Genomic DNA, 19,337 nt, shown 5'->3' on the forward strand with positions numbered 1-19,337 from the left:
ATTTTTATTCGTCGTCCAGCGCCGCGGGATCCAGGGGCCGGAGCAGGTCGCCCTCGAGCACCTTCACCTGCTGTTCGGCCTGCGCCAAGCGCTCCTGGCAGACCCGCGTGAGCGCCACGCCACGCTTGTAGGCGGCCAACGATTGCTCAAGCGGCAGCGAGCCGTCTTCCATGGCCGCCACGAGCGATTCCAGTTCGGCCAGCGCCGTTTCGAAATCCTGGGGCAAGGGACGATCGTCGTTCTGCGGATCAGCGGGAATGGGATTGGCCAAACGGGGCCTCCGGGGGCACTAGGGGTGGATTAATCCGTGAATTGTACGAGATAGCCATGCGCGGCCCGGATGCGCCCCGCGCCTCAGGCTGGCGCCCCCGCCAGGCCTGCCACCGCGGCCAGCAGCGCCGGCGCCACGCGGGCCCGCAGATGCGACGCTTCGAGCAGGCTGGCCGGTCCGCCGCAGCTCATGACGAAGACGCCCTCGCCCGTGATGGACGTGAAAGGCACCGCCACGGCATTGATGCCGGACTGCCATTCCCCGATGGCGAAGCAGCAGCCTTCCTGGGCCAGTTCCGCACGGGCCCGCGCAATGGCCTCGGGCGCCGGCGCCCCCTCTCCCAGGCGCGCCAGCACGGCCTCGCATTCCTGCTCGGGCAGGCTGGCCAGGTAGGCCCGGCCCATGGCGCTGTCCAGCGTGGCGCGGTAGCCGACCGGCAACCGCAGATACAGCGCGGACGAGCCGTGAATGGCCTCGACATAGGTCATGGCATCGCCGTCGAACGCCCCCAGCGCGACGGCGCCCCCGGTCTCGCGGGCCAGGTCGGTCATCGAAGCCTTGGCCAGCTCGCGGACTTCCAACCCGGCCAGCAGCCCGAACCCCAGGGCCAGGACGCCGTATCCGGGCGAGTACTTGCCGGTGTCCGGGTGATAACGCAGGTAGCCCAGTTCGGTCAGCGTGTAGGTGATGCGGCTGATGGTGGGCTTGGGCAGGCCGGTCAGGCGCGCCAGGTCCAGGTTGCCCAGGGCGGTCACGCCGTGCCGAAAGCACCGCAGCACATCCAGCCCGCGCGCCAGGGCGGTGATGAAATCCGGCGACTGGGCGCCGTCCCCCGCGCCAGCCCCCCGTTTGCGGCGGGCGGGCAGGCTCAGTTCGAGCTTCTCGTCGGGCTTGGAGGGAGGATGTGCGGTGCGCCTGGGGTCAGAAAATGATTGCATTTCTATTCGCTTCGTTTTTATAGTTTATTTCGAATGACAAAATTAAATTCCATATAACGGAATTTAAACTATCCAAGGAGACCTGGCAAGCGACGCGACGCGCGGCATCGCACCCGCCAAGCCAGGCCCGGCGATCCACTCCGACCATGCGATTTCAAGGGGAAAACATGATTCGCAACAGCTTCAAACTGCTCGCCACCCTGATGCTCAGCGCCGCCGCGCTGGGAGCCCAGGCCGATACCTATCCCTCACGGCCGATCAAGGTGATTTCGCCCTTCCCGGCCGGCGGCGCCACCGACGTGTTGACGCGCGTGCTGGCCGAGCGGATGGCCAAGAACCTGGGCCAGTCCATGATCGTCGAAAACAAGGCCGGCGCGGGCACCTCCATCGGCGCGGCCTACGTTTCGCGTGAAAACCCGGACGGCTACACCATCTTGATGGCCACCAACTCGACGCTGGTGACCAACCGTTATCTCTATAAGGAACTGCCCTACGACCCGGACAGCTTCGTCAGGATCGGCATGGTGGGCATTGGTCCGCTCGTCCTGTTGTCCTCGCCCAAGCGGCCCTTCAACAGCACCCAGGACGTCGTGGCCTACGCCAAACAAAATCCGGGCAAGCTGACCTTTGCCACCTTCGGCCCCGGCACGTCTTCGCACCTGGCCGGCGAACTGTTCAAGTCGCGCGCGGGCATCGACATCCTGCACGTGCCGTTCAAGGGAGCCACCCAGGCCCTGCCGGCCCTGATCAGCGGCGACGTGGACCTGTTCTTCGACATGGTCGCCACCGGCATGCCGCAGGCCGACGCCGGCAAGGTGAAGGTGTTCGCGATCACCAGCCCCACGCGCCTGGCGACGCAGCCCAACGTGAGCACGCTGGCAGAACAAGGCTATCCCTCGTTCGACATGACCGCCTGGTTCAGTTTTGTGGCGCCCAAGGGCACCCCCGCTCCGGTCGTGGAGCGCCTGCAGGCCGCGCTGACCGAGACCCTGCAGGATGAAGCCGTGAAGAAGCGCCTGCTGGACATGGGCATCGATCCGCGTTCCGGCACGGCGGCGGAACTGGACAAGCAGATCAAGACCGAACAGCCTATCGTGTCGCAGCTCATCAAGCAGGCCAACATCGTCCTGCAATGAGCGTGCACGACCGCCCGGTTTCGTGACAAAACGTTCGCGGACCGCCGGCCCGCGATCGGCCTGTCCGCAGCCCCGGCGCGAACAGGCCTTTTCCCCGACAGCGCCGCCTAGGCCCTGTCGGTTTTTTACGCGCGGCCTAACCCCTGGATACAGAAATCGTCTCGCCCCCGCTGATAAGGTAAGGCCGGAAAAGCCGACCAATCCGCCAACATCCCCGGGAGCCCGATGCCTCAACCCGAAGACCGATATGCCCGCCTGGACTCAGCCCGATGGCTGGCTGCGCTGGCCGTCGTTCTGCTGCACAGCGCCGCCCTCGTCGTAAGCGATCCCGGGGCGCACGGCCGCGGCGCATGGCTGGCCGCCAATCTCTACGATTCCGCCGCGCGCTGGTGCGTGCCCGTCTTCGTGATGGTGAGCGGCGCGCTGCTCCTCGATCCCGGCAAGCCGCAGGACGCCAGGCGCTTCTACAGCCGCCGGATGGCGCGGATCTGCGCGCCGCTGCTCTTCTGGACGATCTTCTACCTGACGTGGCGCACCGGCCTGGACTGGTGGGACGACGGCCGCATCGATTTCTCGTTCTGGCCGCGCAAGGTCGTCCAGGGAGAGCCCTACTATCACCTGTGGTACCTGTACATGATCGTGGGCCTGTACCTGTTCGCGCCGCTGGTCCGCGTGCTCTATTCGCGCAGCACGCCGCGAGCGCGCGCGCTGTGGGTGGTCGGCATCCTGGGCGTGGCGATCCTGGACGCCCTGTACCGCCGCGCGCTGGGCGCGCCGCATGGTTTCTTTTTGACCTGGTTCCTGCCCTACCTGGGCTACTTCGTGGCGGGACGGCTCATTTTCGACGGCGAGATGCGGATTCCGCGCCCCGGCCTGATGCTGGCCGCGACCGTGGCCGCGACCGCGCTGGGCGTCACGGTCATGTCCAAAGGCCACGTGCTGGACACCTACTTCTACGATTACTTCAGCCTGACGGTGCCATTCATGTCGCTGGCCGCATTCCAGTGGATCGTGTCCTCGCCCCGATTGCCCAGGCTGGCGGCGCTGGCGCCACTGACGTTTGGCGTATACCTCATTCATCCGGTGTTCCTGGACATCGCGCGCCGCGCCGGCGCCTTTTCCGGCGACGACCGCGACGCGTGGACCTTGCCCTTGCTCACGATGGCGGTGTTCGCGCTGTCGGCCGCCAGCAGCTGGTTGCTCAGGCGCCATCCGGCCACGCGCCGCCTCGTCTGAAGGGCCTACGGCGCCAAGGTTGATCGCGGTTTACGCCAGCGCAAGACCGCCGGGGGATTTTCCAAAGCAGGCGCGCCGATCCGGGCGGGCGGCGCACAAGCCCTTGGGGTACAATTCACGGCTTATTTGATCGGCCAGACACCGATTTTTCTTCGCGCCAGAACGGATTTAGCCAGGCTCGAATTCATGAACAGGCCTTCGCACGCCAGCGGGGGAATACCTGGACTTGAACAAAAGCGCCTGGCAAGGCTCAAACCGTCCTGGCTTTTTCATCCGAGCGGAGGGAATCATGACCGACATCGGTCGGATGGCACATGTCGTGCCAGCTCGCACCCAGCTACCCGTCAGCGCATATTTTGACGAAGCCCTCTTTGCCCGCGAGCAAGAACTCATTTTCAAGCAATCCTCGCTCTACGTCGGCCACCAGAAATTGGTGCCCGAAATCGGGGATTGGCGTACGTTGGTCCAGGAAAACGGAGGGCGCACGCTGGTTCGCAACCAGCACGGCGTCGATCTCATCTCAAATGTCTGCCGCCACCGTCAGGCATTGATGCTTGGCGGCGAAGCCGGCAACGTGGCCGGCAACTGCAACACGCATGGCAACCTGAAGGCCACGGGCGGCAACATCGTCTGCCCGCTGCACCGCTGGACGTACAACAACCGGGGTGAGTTGCTGGGCGCGCCGCAGTTCGAGACCACGCCCTGCATGAACCTGCAGAAGTACCGCCTGCGCGATTGCCACGGGCTGCTCTTCGAAGGCCCGCGCGATCCGGCCACCGACATGGCGCCGCTGTTCGCGCGGCCCGAGTTCGACTTCGGCGATTACGTGCTGGACCATGTCGAGGTCCATCAGTGCAACTACAACTGGAAGACCTTCATCGAGGTCTACCTCGAGGACTACCACGTCGGCCCGTTCCATCCGGGACTGGGGCGCTTCGTCACTTGCGACGACCTGACCTGGGAGTTCAATGACTGGTACAGCCTGCAGAAGGTGGGCGTGCACAATGCGCTGGCGCAGCCGGGTTCCGACGTGTACAAGCAGTGGCACGACCGCCTGCTGTCGTTCCGCGAAGGCGACGCGCCGGACTTTGGCGCCGTGTGGGTCACGTATTTCCCGACGCACATGATCGAGCTCTACCCGCACGTGCTGGTGCTGTCCACGCTGTACCCCAAGGGTCCGCAGGAAACGATCAACGTCGTCGAGTTCTACTACCCCGAGGAAATCGCCGCCTTCGAGCGCGAGTTCGTCGAGGCGCAGCGCGCGGCCTACATGGAAACGGCCATCGAGGACGACGAGATCGCCGAACGCATGGATGCGGGCCGCAAGGCCCTGATGCTGCGCGGCGTGAACGAGACCGGTCCCTACCAGTCGCCCATGGAAGACGGCATGCAGCATTTCCATGAGTGGTACCGCCGCATCATGCAAGAGGTGTAGGTCCCCTGCTCCCGCCTGCATGACATCCATGACATGCATGACAAAGGGCCTCGCGAAATCCGTTCGGATTCGCGAGGCCCTTTTTTCGTCTGCAAGCCGCGGGGTGCTTCAGCGCCCGATCACGCCGGCGACGGTCCGTTCGCCGATCGCCAGGCCCACCGTCATGCCGACGCCGGAATGCATGACCGCCACGGTCGTCGCCGCATCGACCGGCATGACCGAGAACGGCGCCGGGCCATGCGCGCCGTAGACGCCCTGCCACCGCTCGAGCACCCGCAGCCGCGCGCCCAGCGCGTGGGACGCGAGATCCAGCATGGCGTTGTCGACGGCCTCGTCGTTGAACGGCAACGCGTCCTGGCCATAGCGGTGCGAGTCGCCGATGATCAGTTCGCCGTAGGGCGTGGGGCTGATCAGCAGGTGGATGCCGTTTTCCAGCAGCATGGGCGTGCGCGCCTGGATCACGTCGCGCAGCGCCTGCGCGGACGGCAGGTCCGAAAACGCGCCGTAGTGCACGCAGGACAGGCCGGTCAGCAGCGGACGGTCCAGCGCGATGGGATGGGTGTCGAAGGCCGCGCGCAGCATCTGCAGGCGGGTGACCTCCAGGTTCAGCGGCGCGAAACGTTCGGGCAGCAAGGTCAGATAGTCGTGGCCGGGGCAGACGAACACATGCGATGCCTTGAAGTCGCCCGCCGTGGTGCTGACTTCGCCGTTCTCCACCGCGCGCGCCAGCGTTCCCGTGATGAAGGCCACGCCCAGCGTGGATTGCAGGTAATGCGTGATGGCCGGCAGTGCCTCGCGCGAATAGATCTGCAGGTCGTCGAGGCCGCGCAGCGCCATGCAGTGGTGCGCGAGCTGGCCGCCGTACAGGCCCGCCACCTCCCGCCCGGACATCAGCTCGGCGCGATACCCTTCCTGCCGCAGCCGCGTGTCCGCGAATTCCTGCAGCACGTCGGCCTCGTCGGCGTTGCGGGCCAGCACCAGCGCACCGTTGGCGCGCACATGAAAGCCCGCCTTGCCGGCCAGGTCGAGCCATAGCTCGCGCGACTGCTGCGCGTGCGACAGCATGGTGCCGGGCGCCTGGCCCGTCACGATGACCTGGCCGAAATTGCGGATCGTGGCGCCATGCGCCTGGCGGCTGCGCTCGATGACGGCCACGGACTGGCCGCGCTTGGCGGCGGCCCAGGCATGCGCGATGCCGAGCATGCCCGCGCCCACCACGATTACGTCGAATGTTCTCATCTTCGGAATACTGCAAGAGGGATAACGGGGAAGCCCGTCGCGGGCCTCCCGGTGCGCGGCGGCCCGTCGCCGCCGCGTGGGTCACGGACTTACTTCTTCTTGGGCTCGGACTTGCCGTCGTAGCGCTTGGTCCACTCGGCGATGATGCGGTCGCGGTTCGTGGCGGCCCAGGTGAAGTCGTTCTTGATCATGCGCGAGGTCAGGTCGGCCGGCAGGTTGGGGTTGGCCGTCGCGATCGACGGGATCGCCAGCACCGCGAAGTTCGCCTTGTACAGCTCGTTGGCCTCACGGCTGGCCGAAAAGTCGGCCAGCTTGCGGGCGGCGTCCAGGTTCTTGGTGCCCTTCATGATGGCGGTGGCTTCCACTTCCCAGCCCAGGCCCTCGGACGGGAACACGGCCTCGACGGGCGCGCCGTCGGCCTTCAGCTTGGCCGCGCGGTAGTCGAACGAGATGCCGATGGGGAATTCACCCGCGGCGGCCATGTTGCAGGGCTTGGAGCCCGAGTGCGTGTACGAGCCCACGTTCTTGTGCAGGGCGTCCATGTAGGCCCAGCCCTTCTCTTCGCCGAACATCTGCAGCCAGGCGCTCACGTCCAGGAAACCCGTGCCCGAGGACGCCGGGTTCGGCATGACGATCTTGCCGGCGTACACCGGCTTGGTCAGGTCCTGCCACGACGTGGGCTTGGGCAGCTTCTGCTTGTCGGCTTCGATCGTGTTGAAGCAGATGGCGGCGGCGTAGCCGTCCATGCCGACCCACGCGGGTACGGCCTTGGCGTCCCGCATGTTGGCGGCGATCTGGTCCAGTCCCTTCGGGGCGTAGGGCTGCAGCATGCCTTCCTTGTCCATCAGGCCCAGCGCGGTGCCGGCCAGGCCCCAGATCACGTCGGCCTTGGGATTGTTTTTCTCGGCCAGCAGCTTGGCGGCGATGATGCCGGTGGAGTCGCGCACCCACTGGATCTTGATGTCGGGATTGGCCTTTTCAAACGCGGCCTGGTAGGCCTTGATCTGGTCGGCTTCCAGCGCGGTGTAGACGGTCAGCGTGGTCTCGGCCGAGGCGGCGCCCATCACGCCCGTCAGGGCGGCGGCCAGTGCAAGCAGCTTGTAGCGATTCATGAACAACTCCGTGGGTGAGCGGAAAACAGGGTGAACGAGGTCCCCACGGCCGGCGGGTGCCGGCTGCGGAGCAGGGAATCAGGGGTGGCCCGGTGCGCCGGGCGGCGGGCGTCTAGATCAAGGGCGTTCGCCTCGCGCCAGACGGGCTTCGATAGCGTCGACCACGGCCGGCAGGTCGGCCACCGTGTCGATCAGGTAATGCGGAGAAACGGGCGCCAGCGTTTCGCGAGCGGCGGCGCGCGCCGCGGCGCGGGCCGGCTCGTCCAGGGCAAGGTACTCGTCCAGCGTCTGGCCGGCGGCGTTGCCCGACAGGAGCAGGCCCACGGTCCACATGCCGGCGCGGCGGCCCTCTTCGATGCCCGGCGCGGTGTCGTCGACCTTGATGCAGCCGGCCACGTCGGACAGGCCCAGCTCCACCACGTTCTTCAGGGCCATGGCGGGCGCGGGACGCGCGCGCGGCACCTCGTCGCTGGCGACGATGCAATCCGGGGTCAACCCCTCGGCGGCGGCGCGCTCGACGACGCGCTGCATGACGCTGCCCGGATAGCCGGAGCACGAGCCGATCTTCAGGCCGCGCTGGCGCAAGGCGTGCAACACGTCGGCGGCGCCCGGAATGGCCGCGGAGTACTGCGCGACCTTTTCCAGCTGCATCGGCAGGAAGCGTTCATAGATGGCGGTCACGTCGTCATCGCTCGGCAGGCGGCCGAAGCGGGCCTGGTACTGGGCGGCGATGGCCGGCTGGTCGCACAGGGTCCGGATGTGGTCCCACTTGCCCATGCCCATCGGGCCGCGGGCTTCCTGCAGGGACACGTCCATGCCGAACTGCGCGAACGCATCCACGAACACCTTGGTGGGCGCGAAGGAGCCAAAATCGACCAGCGTGCCGGCCCAGTCGAATATCACCGCCTCGAGGCGGACGGGCAAGGGTTGAACAGTCATGGAAATCATCCTGGAAAAAAGGGTCTATCAACGGGCCGCAGGCTGTCGCCAGGCCTGGCTGCGCGCCACCAGGGCGCGGCTTGCCAGGTACAGCAGCAGCGCGGCGGCGGCCGAACTGGCCATGATGACCGTGCACATGGCGGCGGCCGGTCCGATGAAACCGGCGTCGTCCATGTTGAGCACGGCGACGGCGGCCAGCACCGTGGACGGGCTGTACAGGAACACCACGGCGGACACGGTGGTCATCGCGGAAACGAAGAGGTAGCGGGCCACGTCCAGCGCCGCGGGCAGGCACATGGGCAGGGTCACGCGCAGGAAGGTCGTCAGGCGCGGCACCTTCAGGGACGCGGAGGCGGCCTCGAATTCCGGGTCCAGCGCATTGAGCGCGGTGGCGGCGGTCAGGTGGGCGCTGGTGTAGAAGTGCACGACCGTGCACAGCACCAGCAGCGGCATCGTTCCGTACAGCACGTTCAGCGGATTCGCGGGGCTGTTGAAGAAGAAGATGTAGCCCAGGCCCAGCACCAGTCCCGGCACGGCCATCGGCATCAGCGCCAGCATGCCAGCCATGCCGCGCAGGCCGCGGGCCGTCGCGCCGCGGGCGGGCACTTTCTCCATCATCCACGCGCCGGCAAAGACCACGACGGTGCCCACGAGCGCCGTGCAGAACGCAAGCTGCAGGCTGTTGCGCCACGCGAGCCAGCCGCCGCCGTCCATGTTGTCGAAATCGTACGAGCGCAGCGACATCGACAGGTTGTACGGCCACATTTTCACGAACGAGGCCCAGACCGCCACGCCGATGATGACCAGCAGGAAGGCGGCCATCACGCCGGCCAGCACCAGGAACGCCGCATCACGCCGGCCGTTCGGAGCCGCCGCGTAAGCCTGCGCGCGCCCGCTCATCTGCGCGCCCTGCCGGGCACGCAGGCGCCGGTCGAGCACGAAGGTCAGGAGCGCCGGCAGGAGCAACAGGATGCCGATCGCCGCCCCCTTGGGAAAGTTCTGCTGGCCGACCACCGCCTTGTAGGCTTCCATGGCCAGCACGTTGTAGTCGCCGCCCACCACCTTGGGCACGCCGAAATCGGTGACGGTCAGGGTGAACACCACGCAGCAGGCCGAAAACACCGCATAGCGCGTGCCTGGCAGCGTGACGGTCAGGAAAGTGCGCCACGGTCCCGCGCCCATGGCGCGCGCCGCGTCGTAGAGGCGGCCGTCCGCCAGCGCCAGGCCGGTCAGCAGGATCATGAGCGCGTGGGGAAAGGTGTAGAACACTTCGCCCACGACGATGCCCCAGAAGCCATAGATGGTGGCGCCGCCGGTCAGCCCCTTGAGCAGGCCCTGGTTGCCCAGCAGATAGACCAGCGCGATGCCGGGCAACAGCGAAGGCGCCAGCAACGGCAGCAGCGCGATCGTGCGCAGAATGCCCTTGCCCGGCAGCCGGGTGCGGGTCAGCGCATAGGCAAACGCATAGGCGCAGGGCACGACCAGCAAGGTCGTCACCACGCCCACGGCAAGGCTGCGTCCCACCATGGCCAGGAAGCCGTCGGCGCCGATGATGCCCGCGATGACCGACAGGCCGGCCCAGTCGCCTTCGGCATCGGTGACGGATTTGACCAGGATCGCCGCCAGCGGCAGCGCCAGGAATATGAGCAGGCCGAGCGCCAGGCCGCCCTGCCCCAGCGTCAGGCCCAGCGCGCCGATCCAGGCGGGCAGCGGGCGCCGTCCCAGCGCGGGCAGCGGCGCGGACGCGGCCAGGGTGGCGGGCCGGGCGGCGGAGGCGGAAATCGGGGCTGGCTGGGCCATGGCGCGGGAATCGTTCATGGCCGGATCAAGCGTAGGCGCGTATCGCATGGCGCGGCAGCTCCACCCAGCAGCGGCTGGCGGCGTGAGGGCCCAGCAGGGCGTCTCCGGTTTCAGGGGGCACGATGGAGTGGATGGTGGCGCCGGGCACGCCCTCCAGGCGCAAGGCCAGGCGATAGCTGCGGCCCAGGAACACGCCGTCCAGCACGTCGGCCAGCATGGCGTTGGACGCTTCGGGCCTGGCCATGCTGACGCGCACGGCCTCGGGGCGCACGAAAAGCTTGCCGGCGCCTGCCTCCAGCGCGGCGTCCACCGCCAGTTCCTGGCGGCCCACGCGCGCCCGGTGCGCGTCGATGCGTTCGAACGGCAGCCAGTTGGCCTCGCCCACGAAATCGGCGATGAAAGCCGAGCCCGGCTGGCGATACAGCTCGCGCGGCGTGCCGTACTGTTCGATGACGCCGCCATTCATGACCGCGATGCGGTCGGCCATCACCATGGCTTCTTCCTGGTCATGCGTCACCATCAGCGTGGTGATGGACAGGCGCTTCTGCAGCGCGCGCAGCTCGATCCGCAGGTGTTCGCGCACCCGCGCATCCAGCGCCGACATGGGCTCGTCCAGCAACAGCAGGGACGGCGACGGCGCCAGGGCGCGCGCCAACGCCACACGCTGCTGCTGGCCGCCAGAGATCTGCCCGGGGTATTTCTGCGCCGCGCCGGCCAGGCCGACCAGCGTCAGCATTTCCTCGACGCGGCTGGCGACGTGGCTGCGATGCGCGCGCTTGCCGCTCAACCCGTAGGCCACGTTCTGGGCCACCGTCAGGTTCGGGAACAGCGCGTAGGACTGGAACAGGATGCCGTAGTCGCGCGCCTGCGGCTCGGCATGGGAGATGTCGCGGCCCGACAGCACGATGGTTCCGCTGTCCTGCCGCTCCAGCCCCGCGATCGCCCGCAGCAGCGTCGTCTTGCCGCAGCCCGAGGGCCCCAGCAGGCACACCAGCTCTCCGGCACGGATATCCAGGGAAACGTCGGCCAGCGCCGTGTGGCTGCCGAATCGCTTCACGAGATTCTGCACGGATAGAAAGGCGGTATCGCGTTGGGCCATGGGGCCTCCGGTCTGGGAACGAAGGCAGTATGGAAGCCGCGTATTGAGCGTTTATGACACTTCGCGCAAATGCAGTAATAAAAACATCAAATTATTTTGGTGTACTGGCGGTCTTGCGCATTGCGTCCAACCATCGCTCCGACCGTGCTTGTCGCCGAACTCAAATCCTTCTACGCCGTGGCCCGCTGCGGCACCGTCACCAAGGCCGCCGCCCAGTTGGGCGTCAGCCAGCCCACCGTGACGGGGCAACTGCGCCAGCTCGAATCGCGCTACGGCATCGAACTGTTCCACCGGCAGGGGCGGGGCATGCGGTTGTCGGACGCGGGGCAAAACCTGATGCCCATGGTGGAAAAGCTGGTGCAGCAGGAGACCGAAATCGATTTCCGGCTGCGCGACGCCAGCGATCTGCGCGAAGGCAACCTGCGCATCGGGGCGACGGGTCCCTACTACATCATGGATACCGTGCGCCGCTACAACCAGCGCTATCCGGGCATCGACCTGACCGTCACGATCGGCAACTCGCAATCGATGCTCCAGGCGCTGCAGGATTACCGCATCGAGATTGCCACGTCTTCCTTTCTGATGGATGACAAGCACGTGTACCGGCGCAAGATCGCGGCGGACCCGATCCGCGTCGTGGCGCATCGCGCCCATCCGCTGGCCCGGCGGGGACAGGTCCGGCTGGCCGATCTGGCCGAGCACGCCCTGCTGCTGCGCGAGCCCGGCTCGATGACGCGCCAGCTCACCGAAGAGGCGCTGGCCGCGGCCGGCGTCACCGTGCGCCGCACGCTGGAAATCGGCAGCCGCGAATCGATCCGGCAGGCCATCCTGTGCGAGCTCGGGATCAGCCTGATCCCCTCCCGCGAGATCCCGTCCCATCCCGACCTGGCCGCCCTGGACATCCAGGACGCCGACATCGTGATGAATGAATACCTGTACTGCCTGCGCGAGCGCCAACCGGTGCAGCTCATCGCGCGCTTTCTGGAGATGGCGCCGGCAGCCGGCTGACCTTTCGCGGCCACTGCCCGCCTCTTCCCCTTGCGGCCACTCAGGAGACAACCATGGCCTTGACCCTGCAGGATATCGAACAAATCTTCCTGGAACGCGGACACCGTTCCTATGACGGCGAATCCGTCAGCCATCTGCGCCACGCGCTGCAGACGGCGACCCTGGCCGAGCGGCACGGCGCCAATGCCCATCTCATCACGGCCTGCCTGCTGCACGACCTGGGCCACCTGATCGCCGACCGGCCCGGCACGCCCACGCTGCGCGGCCTCGACGACAAGCACCAGTATTTCGTGCTGCCCTTCCTGCGCGGCCTGTTCAGCGCCGCCGTGCTGGATCCGATCCGGCTGCACGTGGAAGCCAAGCGCTACCTCTGCTACGTCGAGCCGCATTACGAGGCCACGCTGTCGGAGGACTCGCGGCGCAGCCTGGCGCTGCAGGGCGGCAGTTTCGATGCCGGCCAGGCGGTCGATTTCGCCAGCATGCCCGGGGCGCCCGATGCGATCCGACTGCGGCGCTGGGACGACATGGCCAAGGTGCCGGGCCTGGCCACGCCGCCGCTGGACCACTTTCTGGAGATCGCCGAAAGCGTGTCCGGGCGGGTCAAACTGGCCGCCGTCTGGTAGCGCGCCCCGGGCGTCCATGAAAAAAGCCAGGACGCCATGTCCTGGCCTGTGCTGTCGTTCACTCGCCCTTGGCCACCGGCCGGGCGGGATCGCTGCACCATTCGCTCCAGGAGCCCGGATAGAGGCGCGAACCCGGCAGGCCCGCAATTTCCATGGCCAGCAGGTTATGGCAGGCCGTAATGCCCGAGCCGCACTGGTGGACGATGGAAGCCGGCTCGCGCCCCGCCAGCACGCGGGAAAATTCCTCGCGCAGTTGCTCGGCCGTCTTGAATCGGCCGTCCTGCTGGAGGTTTTCGCCGTTCGGCCGGTTCAGCGCGCCGGGGATATGGCCCGCCACCGGGTCCATGGGTTCGACTTCGCCGCGATAGCGGTTGGCCGCGCGCGCATCGATCACGGTAAAGGACGGCTGTGAGAGGTTGGCCAGCACCGCCTGGGCATCCACGGCGCCGGCCAGCGCGGCGCCCGGCTCGACCGGCTGGCCCGGCTGCACGGCCGGCGCGGGTTCGTGGCTGACCGGCAGGCCGGCGGCCGTCCAGGCCTGCCAGCCGCCGTCCAGCACGGCGACCCGGTCGTGGCCCAGCCAGCGCAGCATCCACCACAGGTGCGCGGCGTACATGCCGCCGCTTGCGTCGTAGGCCACCACCAGCGTTTGCGGCGTGACACCGTGCGCGGCCATCAGGGCGCCGAATTGCGCCCGGTCCGGCAGCGGATGCCGGCCGTTCTTGCCGGTGCGGGCGGCGGCCAGCTCGGTTTCGTGGTCCAGGTAGCGGGCGCCGGGAATGTGGCCCGCGTCGTAGGCCTGCCGGCCCGCCGAATGATTGGTCAGGTCATGGCGCACGTCGAACACGCGCACGTCGGACGTGTCGAGGCGCGCGGCCAGATCGGCGGCGGAAATCAGTGTCGTCGTCATTCAGGGGGCTCCAGGTCGGGATGGCGGCGGGCGCCGGCTTTCAGGCCGGCTTGGGGTCGCGCATGGTGCGCCACACCGACAGCAGGCCCGCGAAGATGATGAGGCCCATGCCGGCCCAGGCCAGGGCGTCCAGATGGTCGCCCCAGAAGCCCATGCCCAGCAGCGCCGCGAAGATGATGGTGCTGTATTGCAAGGCGGCGGTCAGCAGCGCCGACCCCATGCCGAACGCCCGGGTCATGGCGAGCTGGCCGAACAGCCCGGCCAGCCCAACGCCCAGCAGCGACAAGTACCCGGTCCAGTCGGCCGTGCCCCAGCCTTCGATAGCCAGGCCCGCGCCGCTGGACGCGCACACGGCCACCGAAAAGAACAGCACGGTGCGCCATTCGGGTTCGCCGATGCGACCGAGCTCGCGAATCTGCATCATGGCGATCGCGGACATGGCGCCGGCGCCCATGCCCAGCAGGGCCGCGAGCCACTGGTCTTCGGTGATGCTGGGCCGCAGGACGGCGATCACGCCCAGGAATCCCAGCGCCACCGCCAGGATCCGCACGGGATCGCGCTGCGCCCCGCCCCACCCCAGCATCCAACAGGCAATGAAGAGCGGCGCGGTGTAGTTCAGGCTGGTGGCGGTGGCCAGCGGCAGATGGGAAATGGCGAAAAAACCCAGCCACATCGACGTCACGCCGGACAGGTTGCGCCAGACGTGCAGCTTCCAGCTCGTGGGAATGATGGACTGGCGGCCGGCGCGCGCCCAGATCAGCAGCAGGATCACCGAGGGCAGGCCGCGAAAGAGCACGACCTGGGGCAGCGAGGCGCCGTGCTCGGTGCCGAGCTTCACGAACGACCCCATGATGGCGAACATGGCGGACGCCAGCAACATCCAAAGAGCCTGCATGCGGGTCTACGCTAAGGGAAAAGTGGGGGGAGGAATAAGGGAAAGCGATACTATACTCTCCGTCACCGGTAGCGGAGCCGGCGAGTCGGGGAACTGGCGAGGCCCCGCCATGTCGAATTCCGCGTATTTGCCGCTCGCAGAGGAATAAAAAAACATGAAACGCATTGTTCTGTTCGTCATTACCAACCTGGCCGTCATGCTCGTGCTGTCGGCCACGCTGCGCATCCTGGGCGTGGACCGCATCATCACGGCCAACGGGATCAACTTCAACGCCCTCCTGATCTTCTCGGTCGTGGTGGGCTTTACCGGCGCCATCATCTCGCTCCTCATGAGCAAGCCGATGGCCAAATGGAGCACCGGCGCCCAGGTGCTGGACCCCAACGCGCCCCGCAGCCAGCGCGAGGCCTGGCTGGTGGACACGGTCCACCAACTGGCCGATCGCGCCGGCATCGGCCGCCCCGAAGTCGCCATCTACGAAGGCGCGCCCAACGCGTTCGCCACGGGCGCCTTCAAGAACGACTCGCTGGTCGCCGTCTCCACGGGCCTGCTCGAAAGCATGACCGAGGAAGAAGTCGCCGCCGTGCTGGCGCACGAGGTCGCGCACATCGCCAACGGCGACATGGTTACCCTGACCCTGATCCAGGGCGTGGTGAACACGTTCGTCATCTTCCTGGCGCGCGTGGTCGGCTACTTCATCGACCGCGTGGTGTTCAAGAACGAGCGCGGCATCGGCCCGGGCTACTTCGTCACCGTGCTGGTCTGTGAAATCATCTTCGGCGTCCTGGCCTCCATCATCGTGGCCTGGTTCTCGCGCCAGCGCGAATACCGCGCCGACGCGGGCTCGGCGCACCTGATGGGCGCGCGCGAACCGATGATCCGCGCCCTGGCCCGCCTGGGCGGCCTGGAGCCGGGCGAACTGCCCAAGTCGTTCGAAGCGTCCGGCATCACCGGCAAGGGCGGCCTGGCGGCCATGTTCGCCTCGCACCCGCCGATCCCGGCCCGCATCGCCGCCCTGCAGAACGCCCGCGTGATCTGATCGGACGTCGGCCCCGGCAGCAAAAGCCCCTCGCAAGAGGGGCTTTTTCATTGGGGACGGGCGATCCTGCCGCTCAGCACTCGACGATGTTCACCGCCAGGCCGCCGCGGGCCGTTTCCTTGTACTTGGTCTTCATGTCGGCGCCGGTTTCGCGCATGGTCTTGATGACCGAATCCAGCGACACATAGTGCTGCCCGTCGCCGCGCAGCGCCATGCGGGCGGCATTGACCGCCTTGACGGACGCCATCGCATTGCGCTCGATACAGGGGATCTGCACCAGGCCGCCCACGGGGTCGCAGGTCAGTCCCAGGTTGTGTTCCATGCCGATCTCGGCCGCGTTTTCCACCTGCTCGACCGAGCCGCCCAGGGCGGCGGCCAGTCCGCCGGCGGCCATGGAACAGGCCACGCCCACCTCGCCCTGGCAGCCCACCTCGGCGCCGGACAACGAGGCGTTGTACTTGTACAGCAGGCCGATGGCCCCGGCGGTGAGCAGGAATTCGCGCACGCCCTCGCGGTTGGCGCCGGGCACGAAGCGGTCGTAGTAGTGCAGCACGGCCGGGATGATGCCCGCCGCGCCGTTGGTCGGCGCCGTGACCACGCGGCCGCCGGCGGCGTTCTCTTCGTTCACGGCCATCGCGTACAGGTTGACCCAGTCCATGACCGACAGCGGGTCGGACAGGGTGCGTTCCGCGCGCTGCGTCAGGTTGCGGTACAGCTCGGGCGCGCGACGGCGCACCCGCAGCGGACCGGGCAGTTCGCCATCGGCCTCGGGGTAGTTGATGCCGCAACCGCGCGCCACACAGTCCTGCATGACCTGCCAGATGCGGTCCAGGCCCGCATTCACTTCGGACGCCTCGCGCCAGGTCAGCTCGTTCTGCATCATGATGCCGGCGACGGTCATGCCGTTTTCCTGGCACATGGCCAGCAATTCGCGGCCCATGCGGAACGGATACGGCAACTGGTCGTGCGCCGCGATGACCTGGCTGTTGGACGCGCCCGCGGTGACCACGAAGCCGCCGCCCACCGACAGGTAACGCGATTCGCGCAGCGTCTGGCCGTCGGCGTCAAACGCGTGGAATTTCATGCCGTTGGGGTGTTCAGCCATCGCTTCGCGGCGGTAGAACATCAGGTGCTCCTTCTCCACGAAGGGCAGCGGGTACTTGCCCAGCAGGGGCAATTGGCGGCTGGCGCGCACGGACGCGACCATGCCGGCGATGGCGGCGGGATCGACGGTGTCTGGCGCCTCGCCCATCAGGCCCAGCAGCACGCCCTTGTCGGTGCCGTGCCCCTTGCCGGTGGCGCCCAGCGACCCGTAGAGTTCGGCCCGCACGCTGGCGACGCGCGGAATCAGGCCGTCACGCTCCAGCCCCTGGGCGAACAGCAGCGCCGCGCGCATCGGGCCCACCGTGTGGGAACTGGATGGGCCTATGCCTACCTTGAACAGATCGAAAACGGAAACGGCCACGCAAAACTCCAGTACATCCACGGTGATGAAGCAATGATACGCGCAGCCCAGGGCGCACGCAGCAAAGCCCCCCGGGCGTATCCTGTCTCTTCCCGCCGGGTGTCAAAGGCCGCCGGGGCGTGCGATCATTACAGAATTATTACTTGTCATAAAAAGAACGGAACTACGCCTGGATGTCTGGACTCATTATTCTGCTTGACTTCGCCGGCTACGTGGCGCTGCTCCTCTGGGGCGTGCATATGGTCCAAACGGGCGTGCAGCGCGCTTTCGGGGCGGCGCTCGGCGCCGCGCTCGGACGCGCCCTGGGCACGCGGTTGCGCGCGTTCGGGGCGGGCCTGGGAATCACCGCCGCCCTGCAGAGCAGCACCGCCACCGGGCTCATGATCACCGGCTTCGCCGCTGGCGGGGTCGTTGGCCTGGCGCCGGCCCTGGCGGCCATGCTGGGCGCCAACGTGGGCACCACGCTGATCGTGCAGCTCCTGTCCTTCGACCTGACCGAACTGGCGCCCATCCTGATTCTCGCCGGCGTCTGGATGTTCCGGCGCTATCCGCCAGGCCGCACGCGCGACCTGGGCCGGGTATTCATCGGGCTGGGCCTGTTGCTGCTGTCGCTGCACCAGTTGGTGGAGCTGTTCGCCCCGTTCCAGACCGCCCCGATGCTGGGGGTGATGCTGGATGCCCTGGCCACCCAGCCCGTGGCGGCGGTGCTGCTGTCCGCGGCGTTCACGTGGGCGGCCCATTCCAGCGTGGCCGTGGTGGTGCTGGTGATGTCCCTGGCCAGCCACAACATGGTGGCGCCGCACGTGGCGTTCGCGCTGGTGCTGGGCGCCAACCTGGGCACCGCGATCAACCCGATGATCGAAGGCGTGACGGGCGACGACCCGGCGGCCCGCCGTCTGCCGCTGGGCAACCTGCTGACGCGGGTGCTGGGCGTGCTGGCCGGGCTGATGCTGCTGCCTTTCCTGCAACCGTGGATGACCGGGATGGCGAACGATCCCGCGCGCGCGGTCGCCAACTTCCACACCTTGTTCAACGCGGTCATCGCCCTGGTCTTTTTGCCGATCCTGACGCCCTACGCCGCCCTGCTCACCCGCTGGCTGCCCAAGCGCGCCGATCCGAACGACCCGTCCCGCCCCCAATACCTGGACGAATGGGCCCACGATGTGCCCGCCGTGGCCTTGGGCAACGCCGCGCGCGAAGCCTTGCGCATGGCCGACATGCTGCAGACGCTGCTGCTCTACGCGCGGGCCGGCTTCAAGCGCGACAACCGCCATCGCATGGTGCAGGCGCGCCAGCTCGACGGCGCGCTGGACAAGCTGGAGAACGCCATCACGACCTACCTGGCCACGCTGGACCAGGAAAACATGACGCGCGAAGACATTCAACGGCTGGACGACATCCTGGCGTTCACCAGCAACATCGGGCATGCGGGCGACATCGCCCACCACGGGCTCCTCAGCCACGTCGCCAAGCTGCGCAAGCAGGGCTGGGTCTTCTCGCCCGAGCAGCGCGCCAGCCTGGACGACACGCTGGGCCAGCTCATCGCGAACCAGCGCACGGCCGCCGCGCTCTTCGTCAACGACGACCTGCGCCAGGCCCGCGCGCTGGCCGGCGAGAAGGCGCGGTTCCGCAGCATCGAGACGCAGGCTGCCGATACGCACCTGCAGAAGATCAAGTCCGGCGAAGTCGATGCCGCCGAAGTCGGCGCGCTGTACCTGGACATCCTGCGGGACATGAAGGGCATCAATTCCCACCTGGTGGGCGCCGCCGCCTATCCCTTGCTGGCGCGTCACGGCGAGCTGCTGCCGAGCCGGCTGCGCGAAGCCGGCAATTGACAGCCTTAGCCTTCACGCGAAAAAAAGCCGATCCCAGGATCGGCTTTTTGTTTCCGGGCTGACCCGTCCTGGAATTGGTTGACACCTTTTTGAGAGAAAAAGGGAGAGTCAATTGGAATCAAGGATCAAGCGCACCCAGCGGGACTACAGCCTGGCTTTTAAACTGTCCGTTGTCGAGCAGGTGGAAAAAGGCGAGCTGACGTACAAAGAGGCTCAGCGCCGCTATGGAATCCAAGGTCGGTCGACGGTGCTGGTGTGGCTGCGCAAGCATGGTCGGCCGGGACTAAGCGGCTGGAGCCTGCCGACGGTCAGAGGAGTGGACATGGATCGTCAAGGCAAAGTGCTTACCCCCGAGCAGCG

The 19,337-nt window shown here is 67.3% G+C and carries 18 protein-coding genes; 8 read left to right on the forward strand and 10 right to left on the reverse strand.

What is annotated here, in order from left to right:
- Positions 1 to 4: 4 nt before the first annotated feature.
- Positions 5 to 271 carry an exodeoxyribonuclease VII small subunit gene (locus BMW75_RS21035; protein WP_076519697.1) on the reverse strand — a complete coding sequence of 89 codons (267 nt, stop codon included), beginning with the start codon at positions 269 to 271 and terminating at the stop codon, positions 5 to 7.
- Between the two features lie 83 nt (positions 272 to 354).
- Complete coding sequence (locus tag BMW75_RS21040) at positions 355 to 1,209, reverse strand: IclR family transcriptional regulator (RefSeq protein WP_092581693.1); 855 nt, start codon at positions 1,207 to 1,209, stop codon at positions 355 to 357.
- Positions 1,210 to 1,376: 167 nt separating this feature from the next.
- On the opposite strand from BMW75_RS21040, the gene BMW75_RS21045 reads away from it, so the two are divergent.
- The 3 genes from BMW75_RS21045 to BMW75_RS21055 all read left to right on the forward strand — a co-directional run bounded on the left by BMW75_RS21045 (position 1,377) and on the right by BMW75_RS21055 (position 5,016).
- Positions 1,377 to 2,345: a Bug family tripartite tricarboxylate transporter substrate binding protein gene (locus tag BMW75_RS21045; RefSeq protein ID WP_092581694.1), complete on the forward strand. Its 969-nt coding sequence runs from the start codon at positions 1,377 to 1,379 to the stop codon at positions 2,343 to 2,345.
- 225 nt (positions 2,346 to 2,570) lie between these two features.
- Positions 2,571 to 3,581 (forward strand): acyltransferase, encoded by a 1,011-nt coding sequence (locus tag BMW75_RS21050; protein ID WP_092581695.1) that lies wholly within the window; start codon positions 2,571 to 2,573, stop codon positions 3,579 to 3,581.
- A 289-nt stretch (positions 3,582 to 3,870) separates the two neighbouring features.
- Complete coding sequence (locus BMW75_RS21055) at positions 3,871 to 5,016, forward strand: aromatic ring-hydroxylating oxygenase subunit alpha (RefSeq protein WP_092581696.1); 1,146 nt, start codon at positions 3,871 to 3,873, stop codon at positions 5,014 to 5,016.
- Between the two features lie 108 nt (positions 5,017 to 5,124).
- Here the strand turns inward: BMW75_RS21055 and BMW75_RS21060 are convergent, their stop codons facing one another.
- The 5 genes from BMW75_RS21060 to BMW75_RS21080 form a co-directional block, all read right to left on the reverse strand.
- Entirely contained in the window at positions 5,125 to 6,255 is a 1,131-nt protein-coding gene (locus BMW75_RS21060) for a TIGR03364 family FAD-dependent oxidoreductase (RefSeq protein WP_092581697.1), read from the reverse strand.
- Positions 6,256 to 6,344: 89 nt separating this feature from the next.
- Positions 6,345 to 7,367 (reverse strand): putative 2-aminoethylphosphonate ABC transporter substrate-binding protein, encoded by a 1,023-nt coding sequence (locus BMW75_RS21065; RefSeq protein ID WP_076519687.1) that lies wholly within the window; start codon positions 7,365 to 7,367, stop codon positions 6,345 to 6,347.
- Between the two features lie 117 nt (positions 7,368 to 7,484).
- Positions 7,485 to 8,315 carry a phosphonoacetaldehyde hydrolase gene (gene phnX, locus BMW75_RS21070; protein WP_175493235.1) on the reverse strand — a complete coding sequence of 277 codons (831 nt, stop codon included), beginning with the start codon at positions 8,313 to 8,315 and terminating at the stop codon, positions 7,485 to 7,487.
- A gap of 18 nt (positions 8,316 to 8,333) precedes the next feature.
- Complete coding sequence (locus BMW75_RS21075; RefSeq protein WP_175493236.1) at positions 8,334 to 10,154, reverse strand: putative 2-aminoethylphosphonate ABC transporter permease subunit; 1,821 nt, start codon at positions 10,152 to 10,154, stop codon at positions 8,334 to 8,336.
- A complete protein-coding gene (locus tag BMW75_RS21080) occupies positions 10,132 to 11,205 on the reverse strand; it encodes a putative 2-aminoethylphosphonate ABC transporter ATP-binding protein (RefSeq protein ID WP_076519683.1) in 1,074 nt (357 codons plus the stop codon). The genes BMW75_RS21075 and BMW75_RS21080 overlap by 23 nt, the downstream gene beginning before the upstream one ends.
- Before the next feature lie 144 nt (positions 11,206 to 11,349).
- Between BMW75_RS21080 and BMW75_RS21085 the strand changes: the two genes are divergently transcribed.
- Complete coding sequence (locus tag BMW75_RS21085) at positions 11,350 to 12,213, forward strand: LysR family transcriptional regulator (RefSeq protein WP_076519682.1); 864 nt, start codon at positions 11,350 to 11,352, stop codon at positions 12,211 to 12,213.
- Between the two features lie 53 nt (positions 12,214 to 12,266).
- Positions 12,267 to 12,836, forward strand: a complete 570-nt coding sequence (locus tag BMW75_RS21090; protein WP_092581698.1) for a phosphonate degradation HD-domain oxygenase — start codon at positions 12,267 to 12,269, stop codon at positions 12,834 to 12,836.
- Positions 12,837 to 12,894: 58 nt separating this feature from the next.
- On the opposite strand, the gene BMW75_RS21095 is transcribed toward BMW75_RS21090, so the two are convergent.
- A complete protein-coding gene (locus BMW75_RS21095; RefSeq protein ID WP_092581699.1) occupies positions 12,895 to 13,746 on the reverse strand; it encodes a sulfurtransferase in 852 nt (283 codons plus the stop codon).
- Between the two features lie 40 nt (positions 13,747 to 13,786).
- Complete coding sequence (locus BMW75_RS21100; protein ID WP_092581700.1) at positions 13,787 to 14,641, reverse strand: DMT family transporter; 855 nt, start codon at positions 14,639 to 14,641, stop codon at positions 13,787 to 13,789.
- 154 nt (positions 14,642 to 14,795) lie between these two features.
- Between BMW75_RS21100 and htpX the strand changes: the two genes are divergently transcribed.
- Positions 14,796 to 15,677 (forward strand): protease HtpX, encoded by an 882-nt coding sequence (gene htpX, locus BMW75_RS21105; protein ID WP_092581701.1) that lies wholly within the window; start codon positions 14,796 to 14,798, stop codon positions 15,675 to 15,677.
- Between the two features lie 73 nt (positions 15,678 to 15,750).
- On the opposite strand, the gene BMW75_RS21110 is transcribed toward htpX, so the two are convergent.
- Positions 15,751 to 17,142, reverse strand: a complete 1,392-nt coding sequence (locus BMW75_RS21110) for an L-serine ammonia-lyase (protein ID WP_092581702.1) — start codon at positions 17,140 to 17,142, stop codon at positions 15,751 to 15,753.
- Positions 17,143 to 17,315: 173 nt separating this feature from the next.
- On the opposite strand from BMW75_RS21110, the gene BMW75_RS21115 reads away from it, so the two are divergent.
- Together BMW75_RS21115 and BMW75_RS29220 are read left to right on the forward strand one after the other, a co-directional pair.
- Entirely contained in the window at positions 17,316 to 18,977 is a 1,662-nt protein-coding gene (locus BMW75_RS21115) for a Na/Pi cotransporter family protein (RefSeq protein ID WP_092581703.1), read from the forward strand.
- Positions 18,978 to 19,089: 112 nt separating this feature from the next.
- Positions 19,090 to 19,337 (forward strand): helix-turn-helix domain-containing protein (locus BMW75_RS29220; protein WP_371467475.1); only part of this gene is annotated, 248 nt, incomplete at its 3' end.

It is taken from the genome of Achromobacter sp. NFACC18-2 (assembly GCF_900108985.1).
GTDB lineage: Bacteria > Pseudomonadota > Gammaproteobacteria > Burkholderiales > Burkholderiaceae_B > Achromobacter.

What these genes read in the sequence shown, in the direction of transcription:
- BMW75_RS21065 (WP_076519687.1), bottom strand. Translation starts at nt 7,367, where the DNA reads ATGAATCGCTACAAGCTGCTTGCACTGGCCGCCGCCCTGACGGGCGTG.
- BMW75_RS21075 (WP_175493236.1), bottom strand. Translation starts at nt 10,154, where the DNA reads ATGCGATACGCGCCTACGCTTGATCCGGCCATGAACGATTCCCGCGCC.
- BMW75_RS21080 (WP_076519683.1), bottom strand. Translation starts at nt 11,205, where the DNA reads ATGGCCCAACGCGATACCGCCTTTCTATCCGTGCAGAATCTCGTGAAG.
- BMW75_RS21060 (WP_092581697.1), bottom strand. Translation starts at nt 6,255, where the DNA reads ATGAGAACATTCGACGTAATCGTGGTGGGCGCGGGCATGCTCGGCATC.
- BMW75_RS21055 (WP_092581696.1), top strand. Translation starts at nt 3,871, where the DNA reads ATGACCGACATCGGTCGGATGGCACATGTCGTGCCAGCTCGCACCCAG.
- phnX (WP_175493235.1), bottom strand. Translation starts at nt 8,315, where the DNA reads ATGATTTCCATGACTGTTCAACCCTTGCCCGTCCGCCTCGAGGCGGTG.
- BMW75_RS21040 (WP_092581693.1), bottom strand. Translation starts at nt 1,209, where the DNA reads ATGCAATCATTTTCTGACCCCAGGCGCACCGCACATCCTCCCTCCAAG.
- BMW75_RS21115 (WP_092581703.1), top strand. Translation starts at nt 17,316, where the DNA reads ATGTCTGGACTCATTATTCTGCTTGACTTCGCCGGCTACGTGGCGCTG.
- BMW75_RS21050 (WP_092581695.1), top strand. Translation starts at nt 2,571, where the DNA reads ATGCCTCAACCCGAAGACCGATATGCCCGCCTGGACTCAGCCCGATGG.
- BMW75_RS21090 (WP_092581698.1), top strand. Translation starts at nt 12,267, where the DNA reads ATGGCCTTGACCCTGCAGGATATCGAACAAATCTTCCTGGAACGCGGA.
- htpX (WP_092581701.1), top strand. Translation starts at nt 14,796, where the DNA reads ATGAAACGCATTGTTCTGTTCGTCATTACCAACCTGGCCGTCATGCTC.
- BMW75_RS21095 (WP_092581699.1), bottom strand. Translation starts at nt 13,746, where the DNA reads ATGACGACGACACTGATTTCCGCCGCCGATCTGGCCGCGCGCCTCGAC.
- BMW75_RS21100 (WP_092581700.1), bottom strand. Translation starts at nt 14,641, where the DNA reads ATGCAGGCTCTTTGGATGTTGCTGGCGTCCGCCATGTTCGCCATCATG.
- BMW75_RS21045 (WP_092581694.1), top strand. Translation starts at nt 1,377, where the DNA reads ATGATTCGCAACAGCTTCAAACTGCTCGCCACCCTGATGCTCAGCGCC.